General features: G+C 69.7%; 16 protein-coding genes, 1 tRNA gene and 1 pseudogene. 5 read left to right on the forward strand and 13 right to left on the reverse strand.

Going from position 1 to position 17,687, the window contains the following annotated elements; translation table 11 throughout:
• Positions 1–32: 32 nt before the first annotated feature.
• The 4 genes from ABCR94_RS06350 to ABCR94_RS06365 all read right to left on the reverse strand — a co-directional run bounded on the left by ABCR94_RS06350 (position 33) and on the right by ABCR94_RS06365 (position 4,794).
• Positions 33–1,454 carry a GH1 family beta-glucosidase gene (locus ABCR94_RS06350; protein ID WP_347118046.1) on the reverse strand — a complete coding sequence of 474 codons (1,422 nt, stop codon included), beginning with the start codon at positions 1,452–1,454 and terminating at the stop codon, positions 33–35.
• A gap of 36 nt (positions 1,455–1,490) precedes the next feature.
• Positions 1,491–2,303, reverse strand: a complete 813-nt coding sequence (locus ABCR94_RS06355) for a carbohydrate ABC transporter permease (RefSeq protein WP_347118047.1) — start codon at positions 2,301–2,303, stop codon at positions 1,491–1,493.
• Positions 2,304–2,443: 140 nt separating this feature from the next.
• Positions 2,444–3,463, reverse strand: a complete 1,020-nt coding sequence (locus tag ABCR94_RS06360; protein ID WP_347118048.1) for a carbohydrate ABC transporter permease — start codon at positions 3,461–3,463, stop codon at positions 2,444–2,446.
• Positions 3,463–4,794 (reverse strand): ABC transporter substrate-binding protein, encoded by a 1,332-nt coding sequence (locus tag ABCR94_RS06365; protein ID WP_347118049.1) that lies wholly within the window; start codon positions 4,792–4,794, stop codon positions 3,463–3,465. Before ABCR94_RS06365 ends, ABCR94_RS06360 begins: the two co-directional genes overlap by 1 nt.
• Positions 4,795–5,055: 261 nt before the next feature.
• On the opposite strand from ABCR94_RS06365, the gene ABCR94_RS06370 reads away from it, so the two are divergent.
• Together ABCR94_RS06370 and ABCR94_RS06375 are read left to right on the forward strand one after the other, a co-directional pair.
• Positions 5,056–6,111, forward strand: a complete 1,056-nt coding sequence (locus ABCR94_RS06370; RefSeq protein ID WP_347118050.1) for a LacI family DNA-binding transcriptional regulator — start codon at positions 5,056–5,058, stop codon at positions 6,109–6,111.
• A gap of 79 nt (positions 6,112–6,190) precedes the next feature.
• Positions 6,191–6,403 (forward strand): hypothetical protein, encoded by a 213-nt coding sequence (locus tag ABCR94_RS06375; RefSeq protein WP_347118051.1) that lies wholly within the window; start codon positions 6,191–6,193, stop codon positions 6,401–6,403.
• A 70-nt stretch (positions 6,404–6,473) separates the two neighbouring features.
• Here ABCR94_RS06375 and ABCR94_RS06380 read toward each other — a convergent pair.
• The 4 genes from ABCR94_RS06380 to ABCR94_RS39025 form a co-directional block, all read right to left on the reverse strand.
• Positions 6,474–6,546, reverse strand: a tRNA-His gene (locus ABCR94_RS06380).
• A gap of 93 nt (positions 6,547–6,639) precedes the next feature.
• Positions 6,640–7,242 (reverse strand): oligoribonuclease, encoded by a 603-nt coding sequence (gene orn / locus ABCR94_RS06385; protein WP_347118053.1) that lies wholly within the window; start codon positions 7,240–7,242, stop codon positions 6,640–6,642.
• A gap of 5 nt (positions 7,243–7,247) precedes the next feature.
• Positions 7,248–8,483: a helix-turn-helix domain-containing protein gene (locus ABCR94_RS06390; protein WP_347118054.1), complete on the reverse strand. Its 1,236-nt coding sequence runs from the start codon at positions 8,481–8,483 to the stop codon at positions 7,248–7,250.
• Positions 8,484–8,851: 368 nt separating this feature from the next.
• Positions 8,852–9,334 carry a hypothetical protein gene (locus ABCR94_RS39025; RefSeq protein ID WP_521976293.1) on the reverse strand — a complete coding sequence of 161 codons (483 nt, stop codon included), beginning with the start codon at positions 9,332–9,334 and terminating at the stop codon, positions 8,852–8,854.
• Between the two features lie 321 nt (positions 9,335–9,655).
• Between ABCR94_RS39025 and ABCR94_RS06400 the strand changes: the two genes are divergently transcribed.
• Positions 9,656–10,177: a universal stress protein gene (locus tag ABCR94_RS06400; protein ID WP_347118055.1), complete on the forward strand. Its 522-nt coding sequence runs from the start codon at positions 9,656–9,658 to the stop codon at positions 10,175–10,177.
• A gap of 170 nt (positions 10,178–10,347) precedes the next feature.
• Entirely contained in the window at positions 10,348–10,929 is a 582-nt protein-coding gene (locus tag ABCR94_RS06405) for an acetate uptake transporter (protein WP_347118056.1), read from the forward strand.
• A gap of 128 nt (positions 10,930–11,057) precedes the next feature.
• Here ABCR94_RS06405 and glmS read toward each other — a convergent pair whose 3' ends face one another.
• The 3 genes and pseudogenes from glmS to ABCR94_RS06420 form a co-directional block, all read right to left on the reverse strand.
• Positions 11,058–12,875 (reverse strand): glutamine--fructose-6-phosphate transaminase (isomerizing), encoded by a 1,818-nt coding sequence (gene glmS, locus ABCR94_RS06410; RefSeq protein WP_347118057.1) that lies wholly within the window; start codon positions 12,873–12,875, stop codon positions 11,058–11,060.
• Between the two features lie 65 nt (positions 12,876–12,940).
• Positions 12,941–13,225: a hypothetical protein gene (locus ABCR94_RS06415; protein WP_347118058.1), complete on the reverse strand. Its 285-nt coding sequence runs from the start codon at positions 13,223–13,225 to the stop codon at positions 12,941–12,943.
• A gap of 97 nt (positions 13,226–13,322) precedes the next feature.
• Positions 13,323–13,462, reverse strand: a pseudogene (locus ABCR94_RS06420) (DUF4429 domain-containing protein); the annotation flags it as partial.
• A gap of 261 nt (positions 13,463–13,723) precedes the next feature.
• On the opposite strand from ABCR94_RS06420, the gene ABCR94_RS06425 reads away from it, so the two are divergent.
• Complete coding sequence (locus ABCR94_RS06425) at positions 13,724–15,301, forward strand: beta-N-acetylhexosaminidase (protein ID WP_347118059.1); 1,578 nt, start codon at positions 13,724–13,726, stop codon at positions 15,299–15,301.
• Between the two features lie 51 nt (positions 15,302–15,352).
• Here the strand turns inward: ABCR94_RS06425 and ABCR94_RS06430 are convergent, their stop codons facing one another.
• Both ABCR94_RS06430 and ABCR94_RS06435 read right to left on the reverse strand, forming a co-directional pair.
• Positions 15,353–15,910 carry a GNAT family N-acetyltransferase gene (locus ABCR94_RS06430; RefSeq protein WP_347118060.1) on the reverse strand — a complete coding sequence of 186 codons (558 nt, stop codon included), beginning with the start codon at positions 15,908–15,910 and terminating at the stop codon, positions 15,353–15,355.
• Positions 15,907–17,664: an IucA/IucC family protein gene (locus ABCR94_RS06435; protein WP_347118061.1), complete on the reverse strand. Its 1,758-nt coding sequence runs from the start codon at positions 17,662–17,664 to the stop codon at positions 15,907–15,909. The genes ABCR94_RS06430 and ABCR94_RS06435 overlap by 4 nt, the downstream gene beginning before the upstream one ends.
• Between the last annotated feature and the right edge of the window lie 23 nt (positions 17,665–17,687).

Consider the following 17,687-nt stretch of genomic DNA (forward strand, 5'->3'; position numbering starts at 1 on the left):
TGTACGGACCGCTGGCGGCCCGCACGCACGGCTCACCCGGCGGGAATCCCGGGCAGTTCACCCGTCCGGGCAAGCTGTGCGTACCACCGGGCGCTCGACTTGGGCGTACGGGCCTGAGTCTCGTAGTCCACGTACACCGCGCCGAAGCGCTTGCTGTAGCCGTAGGCCCACTCGAAGTTGTCCATCAGCGACCAGAGGTAGTAGCCGCGCACATCGGCCCCGTCCTCGATCGCCTGGTGCACCGCGGCCAGGTGCCCGTGCAGATACCGGATGCGGTCGGGGTCGTGCACCGCGCCCTCGGCGTCCGGCTTGTCGTCGTACGCCGCACCGTTCTCGGTGATCAGCAGCGCGGTGCCCGGCGCCTCCTTGGCGTAGCGCATCAGCAGGTCGTACAGCCCGCTCGGGTCGACGGACCACTCCATGGCGGTCAGCTCACCGGGCGGCTGGTGGAAGCAGACGGACTCCGAGCCCGGCCAGGGGGAGTGCTCGCTCGGGGAGTGACCGTCGTTGCGCGGGCCCTTGGCCGACGCGTTTTCCGGCGGCGCCGAGACCACGGCCGGCGCGTAGTAGTTGATGCCCAGCATGTCCAGCGGTTGCTTGATCGCGGCCGTGTCCCCGTCCTGCACGAACGACCAGTCCGTCAGGTGCGCGGTGTCCGCCAGCAGGTCGGCCGGGTACGCGCCCTTGAGCATCGGCCCCGTGAAGACCCGGTTGGCGAGCGCGTCGATCCGGCGCTGCGCGTCCGCGTCCTCGGGCGACGGGCTCAGCGGCCTGACCGCGCTCGGGTTGAGGCTGACGCCAAGACGCGCACGGGCCGGCAGGGCCGCCCGCAGCGCCTGGACGGCCAGGCCGTGCCCCAGGTTCAGATGGTGGGCGGCGCGCAGGGCGGCCACCGGGTCGGTGCGGCCCGGCGCGTGCACCCCCGACCCGTACCCCAGGAAGGCACTGCACCAGGGTTCGTTGAGGGTGGTCCACATCTCGACCTTGTCGCCGAGCGCCTCGGCGACGATCTGCGCGTACTCGGCGAAGCGGTACGCCGTATCGCGCTCGGGCCAGCCGCCCGAGGCCTCCAGCTCCTGCGGCAGGTCCCAGTGGTAGAGCGTCAGGCTGGGCGCGATGCCCTGTTCGAGCAGCTCGTCGACGAGCCCCCGGTAGAAGTCCAGGCCGCGCTGGACGCCCGGCCCCCGGCCGGTGGGCTGCACCCGCGACCACGACACGGAGAAGCGGTACGCGGTCAGGTCCAGGTCGGCCATCAGCCGGACGTCCTGGCTGCGGCGGTGGTAGTGCTCCACGGCGTTGTCGCCGGTGTCACCGCCGAGCACCTTGCCCGGCGTATGACTGAACGTGTCCCAGATCGACGGAGTGCGGCCGTCCTCACGGACCGCGCCCTCGATCTGGTACGCGGCGGTGGCGGCGCCCCACAGGAAGCCGGGCGGAAAGCTCTCAGCAGGCATGGAAGTGCTCCCGGTAGAAGAAGGGGTGGGGTGGCGTCAGCCCTTGACCGCGCCTTGCATGATCCCGCCGACGATGTGCTTGCCGAACAGCACGAAGGCGATCAGCAGCGGCAGGGTGCCGAGCAGTGCGCCGGCCATGACGACCGACTGGTCGGGGACAAACCCCTGACCGAGGTTGGCGAGCGCCACCTGCACGGTCGGGTTGTCCTGGGTCAGCGCGATGATCGGCCAGAAGAAGTCGTTCCAGGCGGCCACGAACGTCAGCATGCCGAGGACCGCCATCGCCGGCCGGGCGGCCGGGAAGACGATGTGCCAGATGACCCGCATGCTGCTCGCACCGTCCACCCGCGCGGCCTCCACCAGCTCACTGGGGAGCGCCTGCACGAGGTACTGGCGCATGAAGAACACCCCGAAGGCGCTCACCAGGGTGGGCAGGATGACGGCCTGCAGCTGGTCGGTCCACTCCAGCTCGGCGATGGTCATGAACAGCGGTACGACGCTGAGCTGCGGCGGCACCATCATCGTGGCGATGACCAGCAGCATCAGCAGATTCTTGAAGCGGAAGCGCAGCTTGGCGAAGGCGAATCCGGCGAGCGTCGAGAAGAGCACCGTGCCCAGCGCGATGGTGCCGGCCACCACCGCCGTATTGAGCAGCGCGAGCCCCATATTGGCGTCGACCCAGGCGGTTTCGAGGTTCTTGAAGAGATTCCCGCCGAACCAGAACGGCGGCGGGGTCTGGGACAGCCGCTCGTTGTTGCGGGAGGCCGCGATCGCCGTCCACACCAGCGGGAAGAGCGACCCGACGGTGAAGATGATCAGTACGGCGTAGGTGAGGGCACCGCCGTGCATCGTGCGCCCGGCTTTTGAACGCTTCGAACCCTTTCGGCCCTTGGGGTCCTTGAGGCTCTTCGGGGCCTCGGGAACCTCTGATCCCCGTGAATCCCGTGAATCCCGTGAATCCTGTGACTCCCGGGCAAGCGAAGGCATATTCATTGGCTCTTCCTCAGCCGGCGGACGATCAGCAGATTGACGGCCGCGATGATGATCAGCAGCAGGAACATCGCCCAGGCGATGGCCGATGCCCGGCCCAGGTGGAAGTTGAACCAGCCCTGCTCGTACAGATAGAGACCCAGTGTCTGGAACTGGTGCGACGCGCCGCCCTTCTGGCCGCCGGCGCCGCCGAACAGCAGCGGCTCACCGAAGAGCTGGGTCGCGCCGATCGTCGAGACGACCACGGTGAACAGGATCGTCGGCCGCAGCGAGGGGATGGTGACATGGATGAACTGCTGCCACCGGGTGGCCCCGTCCAGCGCCGCCGACTCGTACAGATCGTTCGGTACGGCCTGCATTGCCGCCAGATAGATCAGCGCGTTGTAGCCGGTCCACCGCCAGATGACGATCGAGGAGACCGCGATCTGCGAGGACAGCGTGCCGCTCTGCCAGTCGATCTTGCTGAATCCCACCGCGTCGAGCGCCCAGTTGATCATCCCGTAGTCGCGCCCGAAGAGCAGCACGAACACCAGCGTCGCGGCGGCCACCGAAGTGGCGTACGGAGTGAGAATCGCGACCCGGAAGAAACCCGACGCGCGCAGCCGGTAGTTGAGCAGATGCGCGATGCCCAGCGCCATCAGCAGCTGCGGCACCGTCGAGATGATCCCGATGGTGAAGGTGTTGCGCAGCGCGTTCCAGAAGAACTCGTCCTCAAGGAGCCGGGTGAAGTTGCCGAGCCCGACCCATTCCATGTCGTTGGGCGAGGCCAGCGACACCCGGTGCAGCGAGGTCCAGCCCGTGTAGAGCAGCGGGAAGACCCCGAAGGCCGCGAAGAAGACGAAGAAGGGCGCGACAAGGGCGTACGGGCTGTACTTGATGTCCCAGCGATAGCGCCGACTGCGCCAGGCCTTGCCGCGGGCGCTCTCCCGCGGTTCCTCCCGTGGTTCCTTCGACGGGCGGTCGGGGACCGCGCCCCCCGTACTTGCGGGGGGCGCGGCCTGCGGGGTGACGGGACGCATCAGCCGTCCACCGCGTTCTCGATCTCCTTCATGGCCGCGTCCCAGCCCTGCTGGGGGCTCTTGCCCTGCTGCTCCACCTGAAGGATGCCGACATCGTTGATGGCGGTGCCGATCTGCTGGTCCTTCGGGCCGATCACCAGGGTCGGGATGCCCTTGGCGGCGGTGGCGTACAGCTGGCCGGTCGGGGCGTCACCGAAGTACGGGTTCTTGGCACCGGCGACGGCCTTCATGTCGTACGCGGACGGCGTGGAGGGGAAGCTCGCCTGCTTGTCGAAGAGCTTCGCCTGCTGTTCGGGCGCGGTCAGCCAGGCGGCCAGTTTGACGGCCTCGGCCTTGTTCTTGCCGGCCTTGGGCACCCCGATGAAGGAGCCGCCCCAGTTGGCGGGCTTGGGCGCCGCGGCGACGTCCCACTGGTCCTCGCCCGCCTTGCCGGCCTTCTCCTTGATGTAGCCGAGCATCCACGGCGGGCAGGCGACGCTGGCGAAGGTCCCGTTGGCGTACGCCTGGTCCCAGGACTTGTCGAACTGCTTGAGCTTGCCGGTCAGCCCGCCCTCGGCGGCCTGCATCGCCAGGCCCCAGGACGTCTTCACGGCCGGGCTGTCCTTGTAGATCAGCTCGCCCTGCTCGTCGTAGAAGCGCTGCGCGAAGCCGTTGTTGACGGCGGAGAACAGTCCGGCGGCCGAGTCGGTGAAGGTGGTGCCCTTGGGCGCCTTCGTCTTGTACTTCTTGCCGGTGTCGACGTACTTCTGCCAGTCACCCGCCCACAGTTTGCCGACGGCCTCCCGGTCGGTCGGCAGACCGGCCTTCTTGAAGAGGTCCTTGCGGTAGCACATGGCCATCGGCCCGATGTCCGTACCGAGCGCGATGGTCTTGCCGTCCTTCGACGACCCCTGCGCCCACTTCCAGTCCAGCCAGCTCGCCTTGTCGACGCCCTCGGCCTTGGACAGGTCCTCGAACTTGTCGGCCTGGGTGGTGACGACCTCGTTGATGTTGCCGACTTCGATGGCCTGAATGTCCTGCAGGCCACTGTTGGCCGCCAGGTGCGTGAGCAGCTCCGGGTAGTACGTGTCGTTGCGCTCGGTGACGTCTTCCTTGATCAGGATCTTCGGGTTCAGCTTCATGTATTCGTCATAGAGCCCGGCCTGCTTGTAGCCGAAGACGCCGAAGGTGCCGATCTCGATCGTGGTCTTGCCGGCGCTGTCCTTCTTGCCGCCTCCGGCCCCACCACCTCCGTCGCTGTCCTCGGCGCAGCCGCCGAGCAGACCGGCGCCGAGTGCGACGATCGCGGCAACGACCACCACCCGATGGGACGAACGGGTGCTGTTTGGCATGGCGTCCTCCTTGAGCCCGAACTGCTTTCCGCCCAGTCAACTGCTGCGATGTGCCAGCGAGTTGCGGCCACGAGGGTGGGCGGAGCAGATGCGGGGTATTTATGGGTCGGGTACCGTGGGAGCGCTCCCACCTGTGATGTGTTGAAGGGTCGCGGCTACCCGCAGGGGTGTCAAGGCACCGGACGGCGAGAGTTGAGGTCCGAGACCTCTATGAGATATTGCGCAGCGCCGGACAGGCGCACAGTGTGGGGAGGTCGGGACATGGTGACTCGTGGAATCAGGGGCCGCAGCGGTGGGCGGCCGACCCTGGAAGAAGTGGCCGCTCGCGCGGGTGTCGGGCGTGGCACCGTCTCCCGGGTGGTGAACGGCTCGCCGAGCGTCAGCGAGGAGACCAGGGCCGTGGTGGAGGCGGCCGTCGCCGAGCTGGGATACGTACCGAACCGGGCGGCCCGCGCGCTCGCGGCCAACCGGACCGACGCGATCGCCCTCGTCGTCCCCGAGGTCGAGGCCCGCTTCTTCGCCGAGCCGTACTTCTCCGAAATCGTCCGCGGGGTCGGCGCGGCCCTCGACGACACCGAGATGCAGCTGCTGCTGACCATCGTCGGCAACGACCGCGAGCGCGGCCGCCTCGCCCGTTACCTGGCGGGACACCGCGTCGACGGCGTACTGCTGGTCTCCGTGCACGCCGACGACCCGCTGCCCGAGCTGCTCGTCCAGCTGGGCATCCCGGCCGTCCTCAGCGGCCGCCGCTCCGAGGACGAGCCGCTCGCCTGGGTCGACGCGGACAATGTGGCGGGCGCGCGGAGCGCCGTCGACCACCTCATATCCCGGGGCCGGCGCTCGATAGCCACCATCACCGGACGACTCGATGTCTACGGCGCCCAGTGCCGCCTCGACGGCTACCGGCTGGCCCTGGCCGAGGCAGGACTCGACGGGGACGAGGGCCTGATCGCCCCCGCCGACTTCACCGAGGAGGGCGGCCGCCGCGCCATGGCCGACCTCCTTGAGCGCCGCCCGCAGCTGGACGCCGTCTTCGCCGCGTCCGACGTGATGGCGGCGGGCGCCCGCCAGGTGCTGCGCGAGCGGGGCCGCGGCGTCCCCGGTGATGTGGCGCTGGTCGGCTTCGACGACTCGGCCATCGCCCACCACATGGACCCGCCGCTCACCAGCGTCCACTGGTCGATCGAGGAGATGGGCCGCGAGATGGCCCGCGTCCTGCTCACGGAGATCGCCGAGGAGCGCCCGGCGGGCCCCCGCGGGACCCAGCACCGGCAGATCATGCTCCCGACCCGGCTCGTCGCCCGCGCCTCGTCCTGACACCCGGCGGGGGCGGTGGTCGGCCCGCCGGGGCACTCGCCGATGTGCGCCGCCGCCGACCGCGCCGCACGCTGGGACCATGGACGGACAGCCTGTGACCGTGTATCCGCCGGAGCCGGACGGCGGGCGCCGGGTCGTGGTCGGCGGCGAACCGCTCGGCCGCGCGCACCGCGTCGAGGACGTGGTCGAGTTCCTGCGCCGGGCCGGCCTGGACCAGATCGAGATCGAGGAGACGGACCTCATCGACTGGCGCGGCGTCGGCCCCGAACAGTGGGCGACCCCTGCCGATTAGGGAGTGTCCGGCTTCGTACGAACACGAAGAAGCCCCGGCCTGTTTCCACAGACCGGGGCTTCTTCTTCAGGGTGAGTGACGGGACTTGAACCCGCGGCCACCTGGACCACAACCAGGTGCTCTACCAACTGAGCTACACCCACCATGACCGGTCGTTTCCCGTGACCGGCTGAGAAAAAGTGTACAGGGTCCCCGAGGGTGCTCGCGCCCGGGTTTATCCGGGCCCTGGCGTGCCCTTATTCCGCAGGTAGGACGTACTTCGCCGCGATGGTCTTCGCCGTCTCGGAGTCGGGTCCCGGCTGTGGTACGAACACCGCTTCCCGGTAGTAGCGCAGCTCGGCGATGGACTCCCGGATGTCGGCGAGCGCCCGGTGGTTGCCGTTCTTCTCGGGGCTGTTGAAGTACGCCCGCGGGTACCAGCGGCGGGCCAGCTCCTTGACCGACGACACGTCGACGATCCGGTAGTGGAGGTAGGACTCCAGCGTCGCCATGTCGCGCAGCAGGAAGCCGCGGTCCGTGCCGACCGTGTTGCCGCACAGCGGCGCCTTGCCGGGCTCCTTGACGTGCTTGCGTACGTACGCCAGGACCTGCTCCTCGGCGTCGGCGAGGGTGGTGCCCCCCGCCAGTTCGTCGAGGAGCCCCGAGGTGGTGTGCATCTGCCGCACCACCTCGGGCATGGTCTCCAGGGCCGCGTCCGGCGGGCGGACAACAATGTCCACCCCGTCGCCGAGCACGTTGAGCTCCGAGTCGGTGACCAGTGCGGCCACCTCGATAAGTGCGTCGTCCGTCAACGAGAGCCCGGTCATCTCGCAGTCGATCCACACCATGCGGTCGTTCATGCGCCTCACCCTACGGGGCGTTCCCGCTGGCCGGGCAGCGCGGGGCGACCGTGGGTGTAGACGTCGGAGGTCGGCTTGCCCGGATCGTGCGCCGCGGAGCTGGTCGCGGTGGGACCTGACTGCATGCTCGCCGCCGCCGTCCGCCTGGCTTGGTGCGGCACGGCCTCCGCCGCCTGGGCGCTGATCTGGGCCACCTGGACCTGGGCGGACTGGACCTCGCCCGACGACGGCCTGCGGGCCCGGTACGCCGCCCGGTAGGCGGCAGGGGAGGACCCCAGCTGACGCCGGAAGTGCCCGCGCAGCGCGACCGGTGAGCGGAAGCCGCAGCGGCCCGCGACCTCGTCGACCGAATAGTCGGACGTCTCCAGGAGCCGCTGCGCCTGGAGCACCCGCTGCGTGATCAGCCACTGCAGGGGAGCGCTCCCGGTGAGCGAGCGGAACCTCCGGTCGAAGGTCCGCCGGCTCATATAGGCGCGCGCGGCCAGCGTCTCCACGTCGAACTGCTCATGGAGATGTTCCAGCGCCCAGGCGACGACCTCGGCCAGCGGATCGGCGCCGATCTCCTCGGGCAGGGATCTGTCGAGGTAGCGCTCCTGCCCGCCGCTGCGGCGCGGCGGCACGACGAGCCGGCGCGCCAGGGCGCCCGCGGCCTCGGTGCCGTGATCCGTACGCACGATGTGCAGGCACAGATCGATTCCGGCCGCCGTGCCGGCCGAGGTGAGCACATCGCCGTCGTCGACGAAGAGCTCCCTCGGGTCGACATGCACGGACGGATAGCGCTTCGCCAGCGTCGGTGCGTACATCCAGTGCGTGGTGGCGGGCCGGCCGTCCAGCAGCCCGGCCGCGGCGAGCACGAAGGCTCCCGTGCACAGGCCGACGATCCGGGCCCCCTCCTCGTGCGCGCGGCGCAACGCCTCCAGCGCCTCCGGCGGCGGCGGCGAAGTGATCGACCGCCATGCCGGTACGACAACGGTGCCCGCTCTGCTCATCGCCTCCAGCCCGTAGGGCGCGGTGAGTTCGAGCCCCCCGGTGGTGCGCAGCGGGCCGTCCTCGCCCGCGCACACCAGTAGTCGGTAACGGGGCACTCCTGCGTCCTGCCGGTCAATGCCGAACACAGAGAGCGGGATGGAGCTTTCGAAGATGGGGCCGCCGCTGAACAACAGCACGGCGACGATCTCCCGGCGGCGGCGCCCGGAGAGCTTGCGTGCGGCCTCCGGTAGAGCAGTGGAGTCCTGGCTCATGGCGCTAAGCCCCCCTTGGTGTTCGCGTCCTCTCGGTCCTGCACTTTTCCCCTCGGTCCTGCACGATTCCCCCGCCGTGTATACCCATGATCGAATCTACTGCGTTCCGTGCTGTTGGCGTGACAAGTTCGGTATCCGGCACAATGTCGACAAGGCAACTTGGCGCGAAGCATTCGATCACGAAGCGTTCCACTCACGGGCCCCACAGGGAAGTGGGCCTCGCGCTCATGGCCCGTCCCCGTAGGGTGTGAGAGCCGGATTCGGTCCTTTCATCCCTGGTGGCACGGGGGTTGGGAACTCATTCCGCCAAGGGTGGGGTAGTGAGCCGAAGTTGGCTGAAAAGATACGGGAGTGCGTGTGCGATCACGTCATTCTCCCGGCGTACTTCCTCCGGAGTGACGTCCGCCCCAGTGCGCCCCCGCAGCGTTCCGGCCGCGCCAGCCGGGCTGCGGCTCGACCGGCCCGGCCCTCTCGGCCCGGTCGGTCTGCCGGATCTGTCCCACTTGTTCCGCCCCGGCGGCGGCGCGCTCGGACTGGCGCAGCAGCACCCGGCAGACCGTCGTCACGGCAGCCAGCCCCAGCGCGGCCGCGGCGGCGGCGCCGAGCGAGGTTCCGTACGCGACGAGCACCATGGGGACGAGCGCGCAGCTGAACGCGGCCCAGCGGACCACATCACCGGCCGCGTCCCCGGTGGTGCGGTCCCCGGTGGCGCGGTCCCCGGTGCCGGCGTCGGCCGGCGGTGGCCCGTACGGCGCCGTGCGCGGCGCTGTGCGGGGCGTCGGGCGGCCGGGTGCGCGTTGGCGGCCGCGCGGGGCGGGCACGGGCGCGGGGGCGGTCGGAATTCCGGACACGGCGGGCTCCCTCACGTACGCGGGTCGGTGCCGGGCCTAACGGGCGGCGATCCTGGGGGTCACTCGGATCGCCGGGGATCACTCGCGTCGCTCAGCAGACGGCTGTACGGGGCAACCGGCATTGCCTTACGGGCCGGGCTCGGGCATGCTCCCCTGAAACGCCGCGAGAAGGGCGGCCGGCTCTGGGCAGGAGAGGAGTGTCGCCGTACCCTTGTGGGTAGGGCTTGGGAAGATGATTCCCGGACACAGCTCCACCACCCCTAGCCACTCCCTCCCTCAGTAAGCGACCCAATCCCCAGAGGATTCTTCGCCGAGACACCGATGGCCGGTCACGAAATCCCAGAACCCGCAGACCGCAAGCAGGTCGCCGATCCCCTGGACGACCTCCGTGCGGCGGAACAAACGCGCCATTCCTGCGACCCCGCTTTCCAGCACGGTGTCGTCGTCGGCTTCGACGGCTCGACATCCAGTGAGCGGGCGCTCGCGTATGCGATCGGCATGGCCAGGCGGCTCGGTTCCGGCCTGATCATCGTCCATGTCGCCAACCGGCTGCCGACCACGGTCTGGGCGGGCTGCGAGCCGCCGGTCTTCGTCGACGTACCGGATCACCGCACCGAGGTGCTCGGGCTTGAGCTCGCCTGCGCGGACTATCTGGCCGAGGTGCCGTGGATCCTCGTCGAGCGGGGCGGCGACATCTGCCACGAGCTCGAAGAGGTCGGCAAGGAGTACTCGGCCGACGGCATCGTGGTCGGCTCCACGCACGGCATCGTGGGCCGCATCTTCGGCTCGGTGGCGGGCCGCCTCGCGCGGCGCGCGCAGCGCCCGGTCATCGTGATCCCGTAGCGCCTGCGCGCCCCGCCGCCCGGATGCCCTTACCTCCAGGTGGGAGGGCATGGGCCGGTGTGTGCCCGGCGATAAATCTACCCACGGGTAGGGGTGGATTGTGCGCTTGTGAAGGGTAGATAACGGGCGCACAGCAGTACACGCACCAAGCACTGTGAAGGGAGCCCGCCGTGGACACCAACGACGTCTCTGCGGGAAGCACCACCACCGTCCTCGGACATCTCGCACTCGGACTGACCCTGCTGGCCTTCGGTATCGGCCACACCGAAATCATCGACGGCGTAACGGCGGCGGACGCTGTCCCGTTCGGCCTCTTCGTCGGAGGCATCGCGCTCTTCGTCGCCGGACTGTTCGAGTTCCGCGCGGGCAGCGCGTTCACCGGTACTGCCTTCGCCGGGCTCGCTGCCTTCTGGTTCACCTGGGGCGTGGGAGCGGACGCGGGCGGCGCGGCCGTCTCGGCGGAGGCCGCCGGTCTCTTCCTGCTCCTGTTCGCGCTGCTCGCCCTGAGCCTCACCCTCGGGGCGGCGGGCAGCGGGATGCTCACGCAGGGCATGTACGGCATGCTCTGCGTCTCGCTCCTGCTCCTCGGCATCGCGCAGTTCGCCGACAGCGCCGGTCTCGCGAAGGCCGCCGGCTGGGTGGCCGTGGTGGCCGGAGCCGCGTCCTGGTACGCGGCGACGGCGGCTCTCGCCCACTGGCCGAAGGCCCTGCCCGGCCACGCTCCCGGCCACCGGATGACGGCCGCGGGATGACGTCCGCGGGCTGAGCCCGGACCACACGCCGGCGTTGGGCATGCCGGTATGCGAAAGGGCGGTCCCCGTGCGCATGGTGGCGCGCACGGAGACCGCCCTTGCGTGCGGTTGCGGTAACCGCCCTACGACTATTCGACCGTTACGGACTTGGCGAGGTTACGGGGCTTGTCGATGTCCCGGCCCATGGCCAAAGCCGTGTGGTACGCGAACAGTTGGAGCGGGATACCCAGCAGGATCGGGTCCAGCTCGGTCTCGTTCTTCGGCACCACAATGGTGTGGTCGGCCTTCTCCTGCTCGCGGTGCGCGACCGCCAGGATCCGGCCGCTGCGCGCCTTGATCTCCTCCAGTGCCGCCCGGTTCTTCTCCAGCAGATCGTCGTCGGGGACGATCGCGACCGTCGGCAGCGCGGGCTCGATCAGCGCGAGCGGGCCGTGCTTGAGCTCCGATGCCGGGTACGCCTCGGCGTGGATGTAGGAGATCTCCTTCAGCTTGAGGGAGGCCTCCAGCGCCACCGGATAGCCGCGGACCCGGCCGATGAACATCATCGACTGGGCGCCCGCGTACTCCTCGGCGAGCTTCCTGATCTCGGCCTCGCCCTCCAGGATCTCGGCGATCTGGCCGGGCAGCTTGCGCAGGCCCGCGATGAGCCGCTTGCCGTCCGCGACGGACAGGTCGCGGATGCGGCCCAGGTGCAGGGCGAGCAGCGCGAAGGCGACCACCGTATTGGTGAAGCACTTGGTGGAGACGACGCAGACCTCGGGTCCCGCGTGCACATACATGCCGCCGTCGGCCTCCCGGGCGATGGCGGAGCCGACGACGTTGACCACGCCGAGGACGCGGGCGCCCTTGCGCTTGAGCTCCTGCACGGCGGCCAGCACGTCGTACGTCTCACCGGACTGGGAGACCGCGACATAGAGCGTGTCGGGGTCCACGACCGGGTTGCGGTAGCGGAACTCGGAGGCGGGCTCGGCGTCGGCGGGGATGCGCGCCAGCTCCTCGATCAGCTGGGCGCCGATCATGCCCGCGTGGTACGAGGTGCCGCAGCCGAGGATCTTCACCCGGCGGATGCCGCGTGCCTCGCGGGCGTCGAGGTTCAGGCCGCCCAGGTGCACGGTGGAGAAGCGGTCGTCGATGCGGCCGCGCAGCACGCGGTCCACCGCCTCGGCCTGCTCGGAGATCTCCTTGTGCATATACGTGTCGTGGCCGCCCATGTCGTACGACTCGGCCTCCCACTCCACGGTGGTCGGCGTGGCCGTCGTGCGCGAACCCTCGGTCGTGTACGTACGGAAGTCGTCGGCCTTGAGGGTCGCCATTTCGCCATCCTCAAGGGTGACGATCTGGCGGGTGTGGGAAACGAGCGCCGCGATGTCGGAGGCGATAAACATTTCCTTCTCGCCAATTCCGAGAACGACCGGCGAACCGTTGCGCGCGACGACGATGCGGTCGGAGAAATCGGCGTGCATGACGGCGAGACCGTACGTGCCCTCGACGTGCCGCAGCGCCTCGCGGACCTTCTCCTCCAGCGTTTCGGCCTCGGAGCGCGCGACGAGGTGGACGAGGACCTCGGTGTCGGTCTCGGAGAGGAACTCGATGCCGTCGGCGATCAGCTTGGCGCGCAGCTCGGTGGCGTTGTCGATGATGCCGTTGTGTACGACGGCGACCTTGCCCTCGGTGTCCAGGTGCGGGTGCGCGTTCTCGTCGCTCGGGACGCCGTGGGTGGCCCAGCGGGTGTGCGCGATGCCGGTGGTGCCGGCGAAGCGCTTGGGGACGCGGGCCTCCAGCTCGCGGACGCGGCCCTTGGCCTTGACCATTCGCAGGCCGGCGGCCTTGGGGCTGGTGATCACGATGCCCGCGGAGTCGTAACCCCGGTACTCCAGCCGCTGCAGGCCTTCGAGCAGCAGAGGGGCGACGTCACGCTTGCCGATGTAACCGACGATTCCGCACATAAAGTATTGCCTCCGTGTTTGCCGGTGGGTGCCTGGCCCTCGCCTGGCGGTCGCGCGGCCGTGGCTCAGCCGTAGACGAGGCGGCGAAGCTGCCGGAGCGAGAGCTCCGGCGGCGCCACCGCGCGGTGCGGCAGCTCGGCCGCGATCCGCTCGAAGATCTCGGTGTTCACCAGGCCGCCGGACTGCAGTTCGCGGTGGCGGCGGCGGACGAAATCCTCGGTCGTCTCGTCGAAGTACGCCAGCACGTCCAGCACCACCCGGGCGGCCTCACCGCGCGGGAGCGCGGTGCTGCGTACCAGGTGATCGATGAGGTCGTCGTGCGACGAGCTGGACGGTCGGCGTTCGAGCACCCATCGATACTGCTGTTTTGATGCGGCTTTAGCAAGAATCCTGCCCGCAATCGGGCAGGATTATGCCGTACTGGCTCAGAGAAGCCACCTTACTGGCTCAGAGACGCTTCGGGACGGCCTGTTTGGCGGTGCTGAAGTCGTCATCCGTGAGGACCCGGCCTGATGCAGCTCCCCGAGCTCACGCAGCCTGCGCAGCAGCGCGTCATGATCGTCCCCGGCGGCCCGCGGCGCGGGGCCGGCCTTCGTCAGGGTGAGCCGGACGCCGTCCCCGTCGAAGGAGGCCGTGCCGTCCCCGTCGCCGCCCGACACATTTCCGCCATGCGGGGATTCTCGCGCCGGAGACCGGGGATCCTCCCTCCTGGGGGCGAGAAGTGGTCTACACCCTTGACCCGAAGTGGGGCGCACGGTACCCATGGTGACCGTTCGCCTGTATCACGCCACAGTTGCGCAGCCCCCTTGAAGGGACCGCTTGTGAGACACCGCAGATCGATTTCCCGCATGCTTGCCCCGCTGCTGCTCGTTGTCGCGGCCGGCGCCACGAGCATCGCGGCCGCCCCAGCCAACGCCCAACCAGCGGCCAAGCCAAGACCGTTGGGCCAAGTGGTCCCCGCGCCCGCCTCCGTTTCCGAGGGCGGGCCTTCGTATGCCCTCTCGGACAAGACTCGGATCAGGGTCGACGACGACTCTCACGAGGTGCACCGGATCGGCTCCTATCTGGCGGACGTCCTGCGTCCGTCCACCGGATACGCGCTGCCCGTCACCAACCGGGACGCCAAGGACGGCATCCGCCTCCGGCTGAGCTCCGACCGCTCGTTGGGCGCGGAGGGCTACCGGCTGTCGTCCGGGCGGTACGGGGTCACCATCACCGCGGGCAAGGCCGCAGGGCTCTTCCACGGTGTTCAGACGCTCCGTCAGCTGCTGCCCGCGGCGGTCGAGAAGGACACCAGGCAGCAGGGGCCGTGGAAGGTGGTCGGCGGCACCATCAAGGACGTACCGCGCTACGGCTACCGGGGTGCGATGCTCGACGTCTCGCGGCACTTCTTCACGGTGGAGCAGGTCAAGCGCTACATCGACCAGATGGCCCTCTACAAGATCAACAAGCTGCATCTGCATCTCTCCGACGACCAGGGCTGGCGGATCGCCATCGACTCCTGGCCCCGGCTCGCGACGTACGGCGGCTCGACGCAGGTCGGTGGCGGCCCCGGCGGCTACTACTCGAAGGCCGACTACAAGGAGATCGTGCGGTACGCGTCATCGCGCTACCTGGAGGTCGTCCCCGAGATCGACCTGCCGGGCCACACGAACGCCGCGCTCGCCTCCTACGCCGAGCTGAACTGCGACGGGATCGCGCCGCCGCTCTACACGGGTACGGAAGTGGGCTTCAGCTCGCTCTGCGCGGCGAAGGCCGTCACGTACAGGTTCCTGGACGACGTGGTGCGCGAGCTCGCCGCGCTGACGCCGGGCAAGTACATCCACATCGGGGGCGACGAGGCACACTCCACCAGCCACGACGACTATGTGACCTTCATGGACAAGGCACAGGCCGTCGTCGGCAAGTACGGCAAGAAGGTCATGGGCTGGCACCAGCTGGCCGGCGCCAGGCCGGTCAAGGACGCCGTCGCCCAGTACTGGGGTTACGACGCGACCTCGGCGGCGGAGAAGGCGAAGGTCGTCGACGCGGCGAAGAAGGGCACCAAGCTGGTCCTCTCGCCGGCCGACCGGGCGTACCTCGACATGAAGTACAACAAGGACACGCCGCTGGGCCTGAGTTGGGCGGGCTTCGTCGAGGTGCAGCGGTCCTACGACTGGAACCCGCAGACGTATCTCCCGGGTGTTCCCGACGGATCCGTCCTCGGGGTCGAGGCGCCGCTGTGGTCGGAGACCATCTCGACCAACGACCACATCGAGTTCATGGCGTTCCCGCGGCTGCCCGGCATTGCCGAGCTCGGCTGGTCGCCCGCGTCGACGCACGACTGGGACACGTACAAGGTGCGGCTGGGGGCGCAGGGGCCTCGGATGGCCGCGCTCGGCATCGACTTCTACCGTTCGTCGCAGGTGCCCTGGGCCGCGCGGTGAGGTGAGGGCGGCGGCGGGCCATGTTTCCCGGCCTGCCGCCGCCCCCACCCGTCACGCGGTGCGCTCGCGGACCATGAGCGCGGCCCGCTTGTCGGCCAGTTCCAGCTCCCGCACCTTACGGAAACCGGCCCTTTCGAAGACCCGCACCGAGCGCACATTGCGTACGTCCGGCTCGGCCACCACCCGCTGCGCGTCCGGCAGGCTCGTCAACTGCCAGCCGGACACCGCCCGCAGCAGGTCGGCGCCGAGCCCACGGCCCCGGACATCGGACGGGCCGAGCAGCAGATGCACGCCCGCGTCGTGCGGCACGGCGTCGTAGCGGCCCGCGAGCAGGGGGTCGAGATCCGCGCGGTACAGCTCCCAGTAGCTCATCGGTGTGCCGTCGAGGCAGCCGATGTACGGCGTGGAGTAGCTGCTGGCGAGCTGCCCGCGCAGATACTCCCCGATCTTCTCCGCCGGCTCGGCCGTCTCCCAGAAACGGGCGACCTGCGGGTCGTTCATCCAGGCGTGCACCGTCGCCAGGTCGGCTTCGGGATCGACGGCCCGCAGGGTGAAAATCCCGTCCTCCAGGTCGGCCAGGGTGATCGGGAGGCTCTGAGTAGTGGTCACTGGTGTACCTCCGCAAGGGGGTTGACGATGTCGATGTAGACCGACTGGGACTCCAACGGGCCCGTCAGCTCGTCCAGGCCCCGCACCCGCGTCAGTAGATTCGCCTTGCAGCTCAGGGTGGGCGAGGTGCGCAGGGCGGTGGCGAGGCCGAGCCGGTCGCCGTGCTCCGCGGCGAGTTTGTCGAGCGTCGCTGCGGCGCGCCGCAGCAGGGCCCGCTCGTCGGCGAGGCCCTCGGACCCCAGGGCGCCGACGAGGCCGAGCAGGTTGTTGATGCCGACGTAGTAGATGAGCCGCTCGTCGATGACCTCGTCGGCGACATACGTGCCCAGATCGCGGCCCACGTCGGGGACCCAGGGGTAGAGCGCGGCGGAGCGGGTGGGCGAGAAGTAGTAGCCCTGGTTGTCGCGGTAGCGGCCGCCCGCCGGCATGCCCTCGTCGTCGAGCACGACCAGGGAGTTCTGCTGGTGCGCCTCCAGGCCCAGGCCGTACGTGGCGTACAGCCACAGCACCGGCGTGACGACCGCCTCCAGGTAGCGGTCGAACCAGTCCTCGGCCACCTCGGCGACCCGGCGTCCGGTGCTCCCGGCGATGGAGTGCACAAGGTCCGCCAACTGGGAGCGGCCCGACGGGAGATCGGGGCGTACCGAGACAAGTCCCGCCACGCAGAAGGCGCGTACGCCGTCATCGCCGCCGGGGAACGGGTTGTCGCGTACGACGACATCCAGGCCGGTGGGTGATCCGTCCGCGGCGTCCACCGCGATCCAGGCGGGGTCGCGCACGATGTCGAAGCCCGGGTGTGCGGCGCGCAGCGCCTCGCCGAGGCCCGCGGTGAGCAACCGGTCGATCGCGGTGCCGCGCTTCAGCTCGATCCGCATGTTCTCGCGGCGGGAGTTGGTGATGCGCAGGCCCAGCGAGAACTTCAGCATCACCGGTGCGTCGGCCCGGTACACGGTCCGCACCGAGGAGGTCGGCGACCAGCAGGGCCCCGCCGGGCCGAGGTCGTGCAGCAGCCCCGCGTCGAGCAGCGCCCGCACACCGGGGCGGCTGAGGGCGTCCTTGGCCTGCCAGGGGTGGGCGGGCACCAGGACGGTGCCTTCGGGCGCGGACAGTTCCCCGGCGAGCTCGGCCATCAGGTCCTGCGCGCTGCGGCCGAGGGCCGAGTCGGCGCTGACAACGGACGGGTCGGCGGCGAACCAGTGCAGCGGGAAGGAACCGCGCAACTCGGGCGAGTACGAACGCAGTTCGGCATCCGTGATGCCCTCGCGACTCTTGGGCGTCGGGTGCAGCGGGTGGCCGCAGATCAGCGACTGCTCGCCGGCCAGGAAGGGGGTGGTGCCCTCGGGGTCCTGCGGGGCGGCGGCGCGGGCCGCCACGAAATCGGCGACGCGGCGCGTGGAGTCGCTGACGCGGCCGGTCAGATCCGCGACGGCGGCGGGGTCGGCGGCCGCCGTCTCGACGGCGATGAGCGCGGCGAGCGCGGGGGCGGCGAGCGGCGTACCGACTCCGGCGATACGGGCCGGGCCGAAGCGGTGCCAGCCGACGGCCGACCAGTACGCGACCGGGACTTCGACGGCGGTGCCGGTTGCGGGCAGGTCCAGCCTCAGGACACCACCGGCGGGCCGCGGCACGCCGGTCTCGCGCACCCAGCAGCGCAACAGGCACTCGGTGGCGGCGGCATCGGCGACGGAGTCCGCGGCCGGCCGGCCCATGGGCCGCGGAACAGTCGAATGGCGGTGGTTCAGCGGCGGGCTCATGACGGATCCCTTTCTGACGGAAA

Origin of the sequence: Streptomyces changchenzhani, from assembly GCF_039766235.1 — a bacterium.
GTDB lineage: Bacteria > Actinomycetota > Actinomycetes > Streptomycetales > Streptomycetaceae > Streptomyces.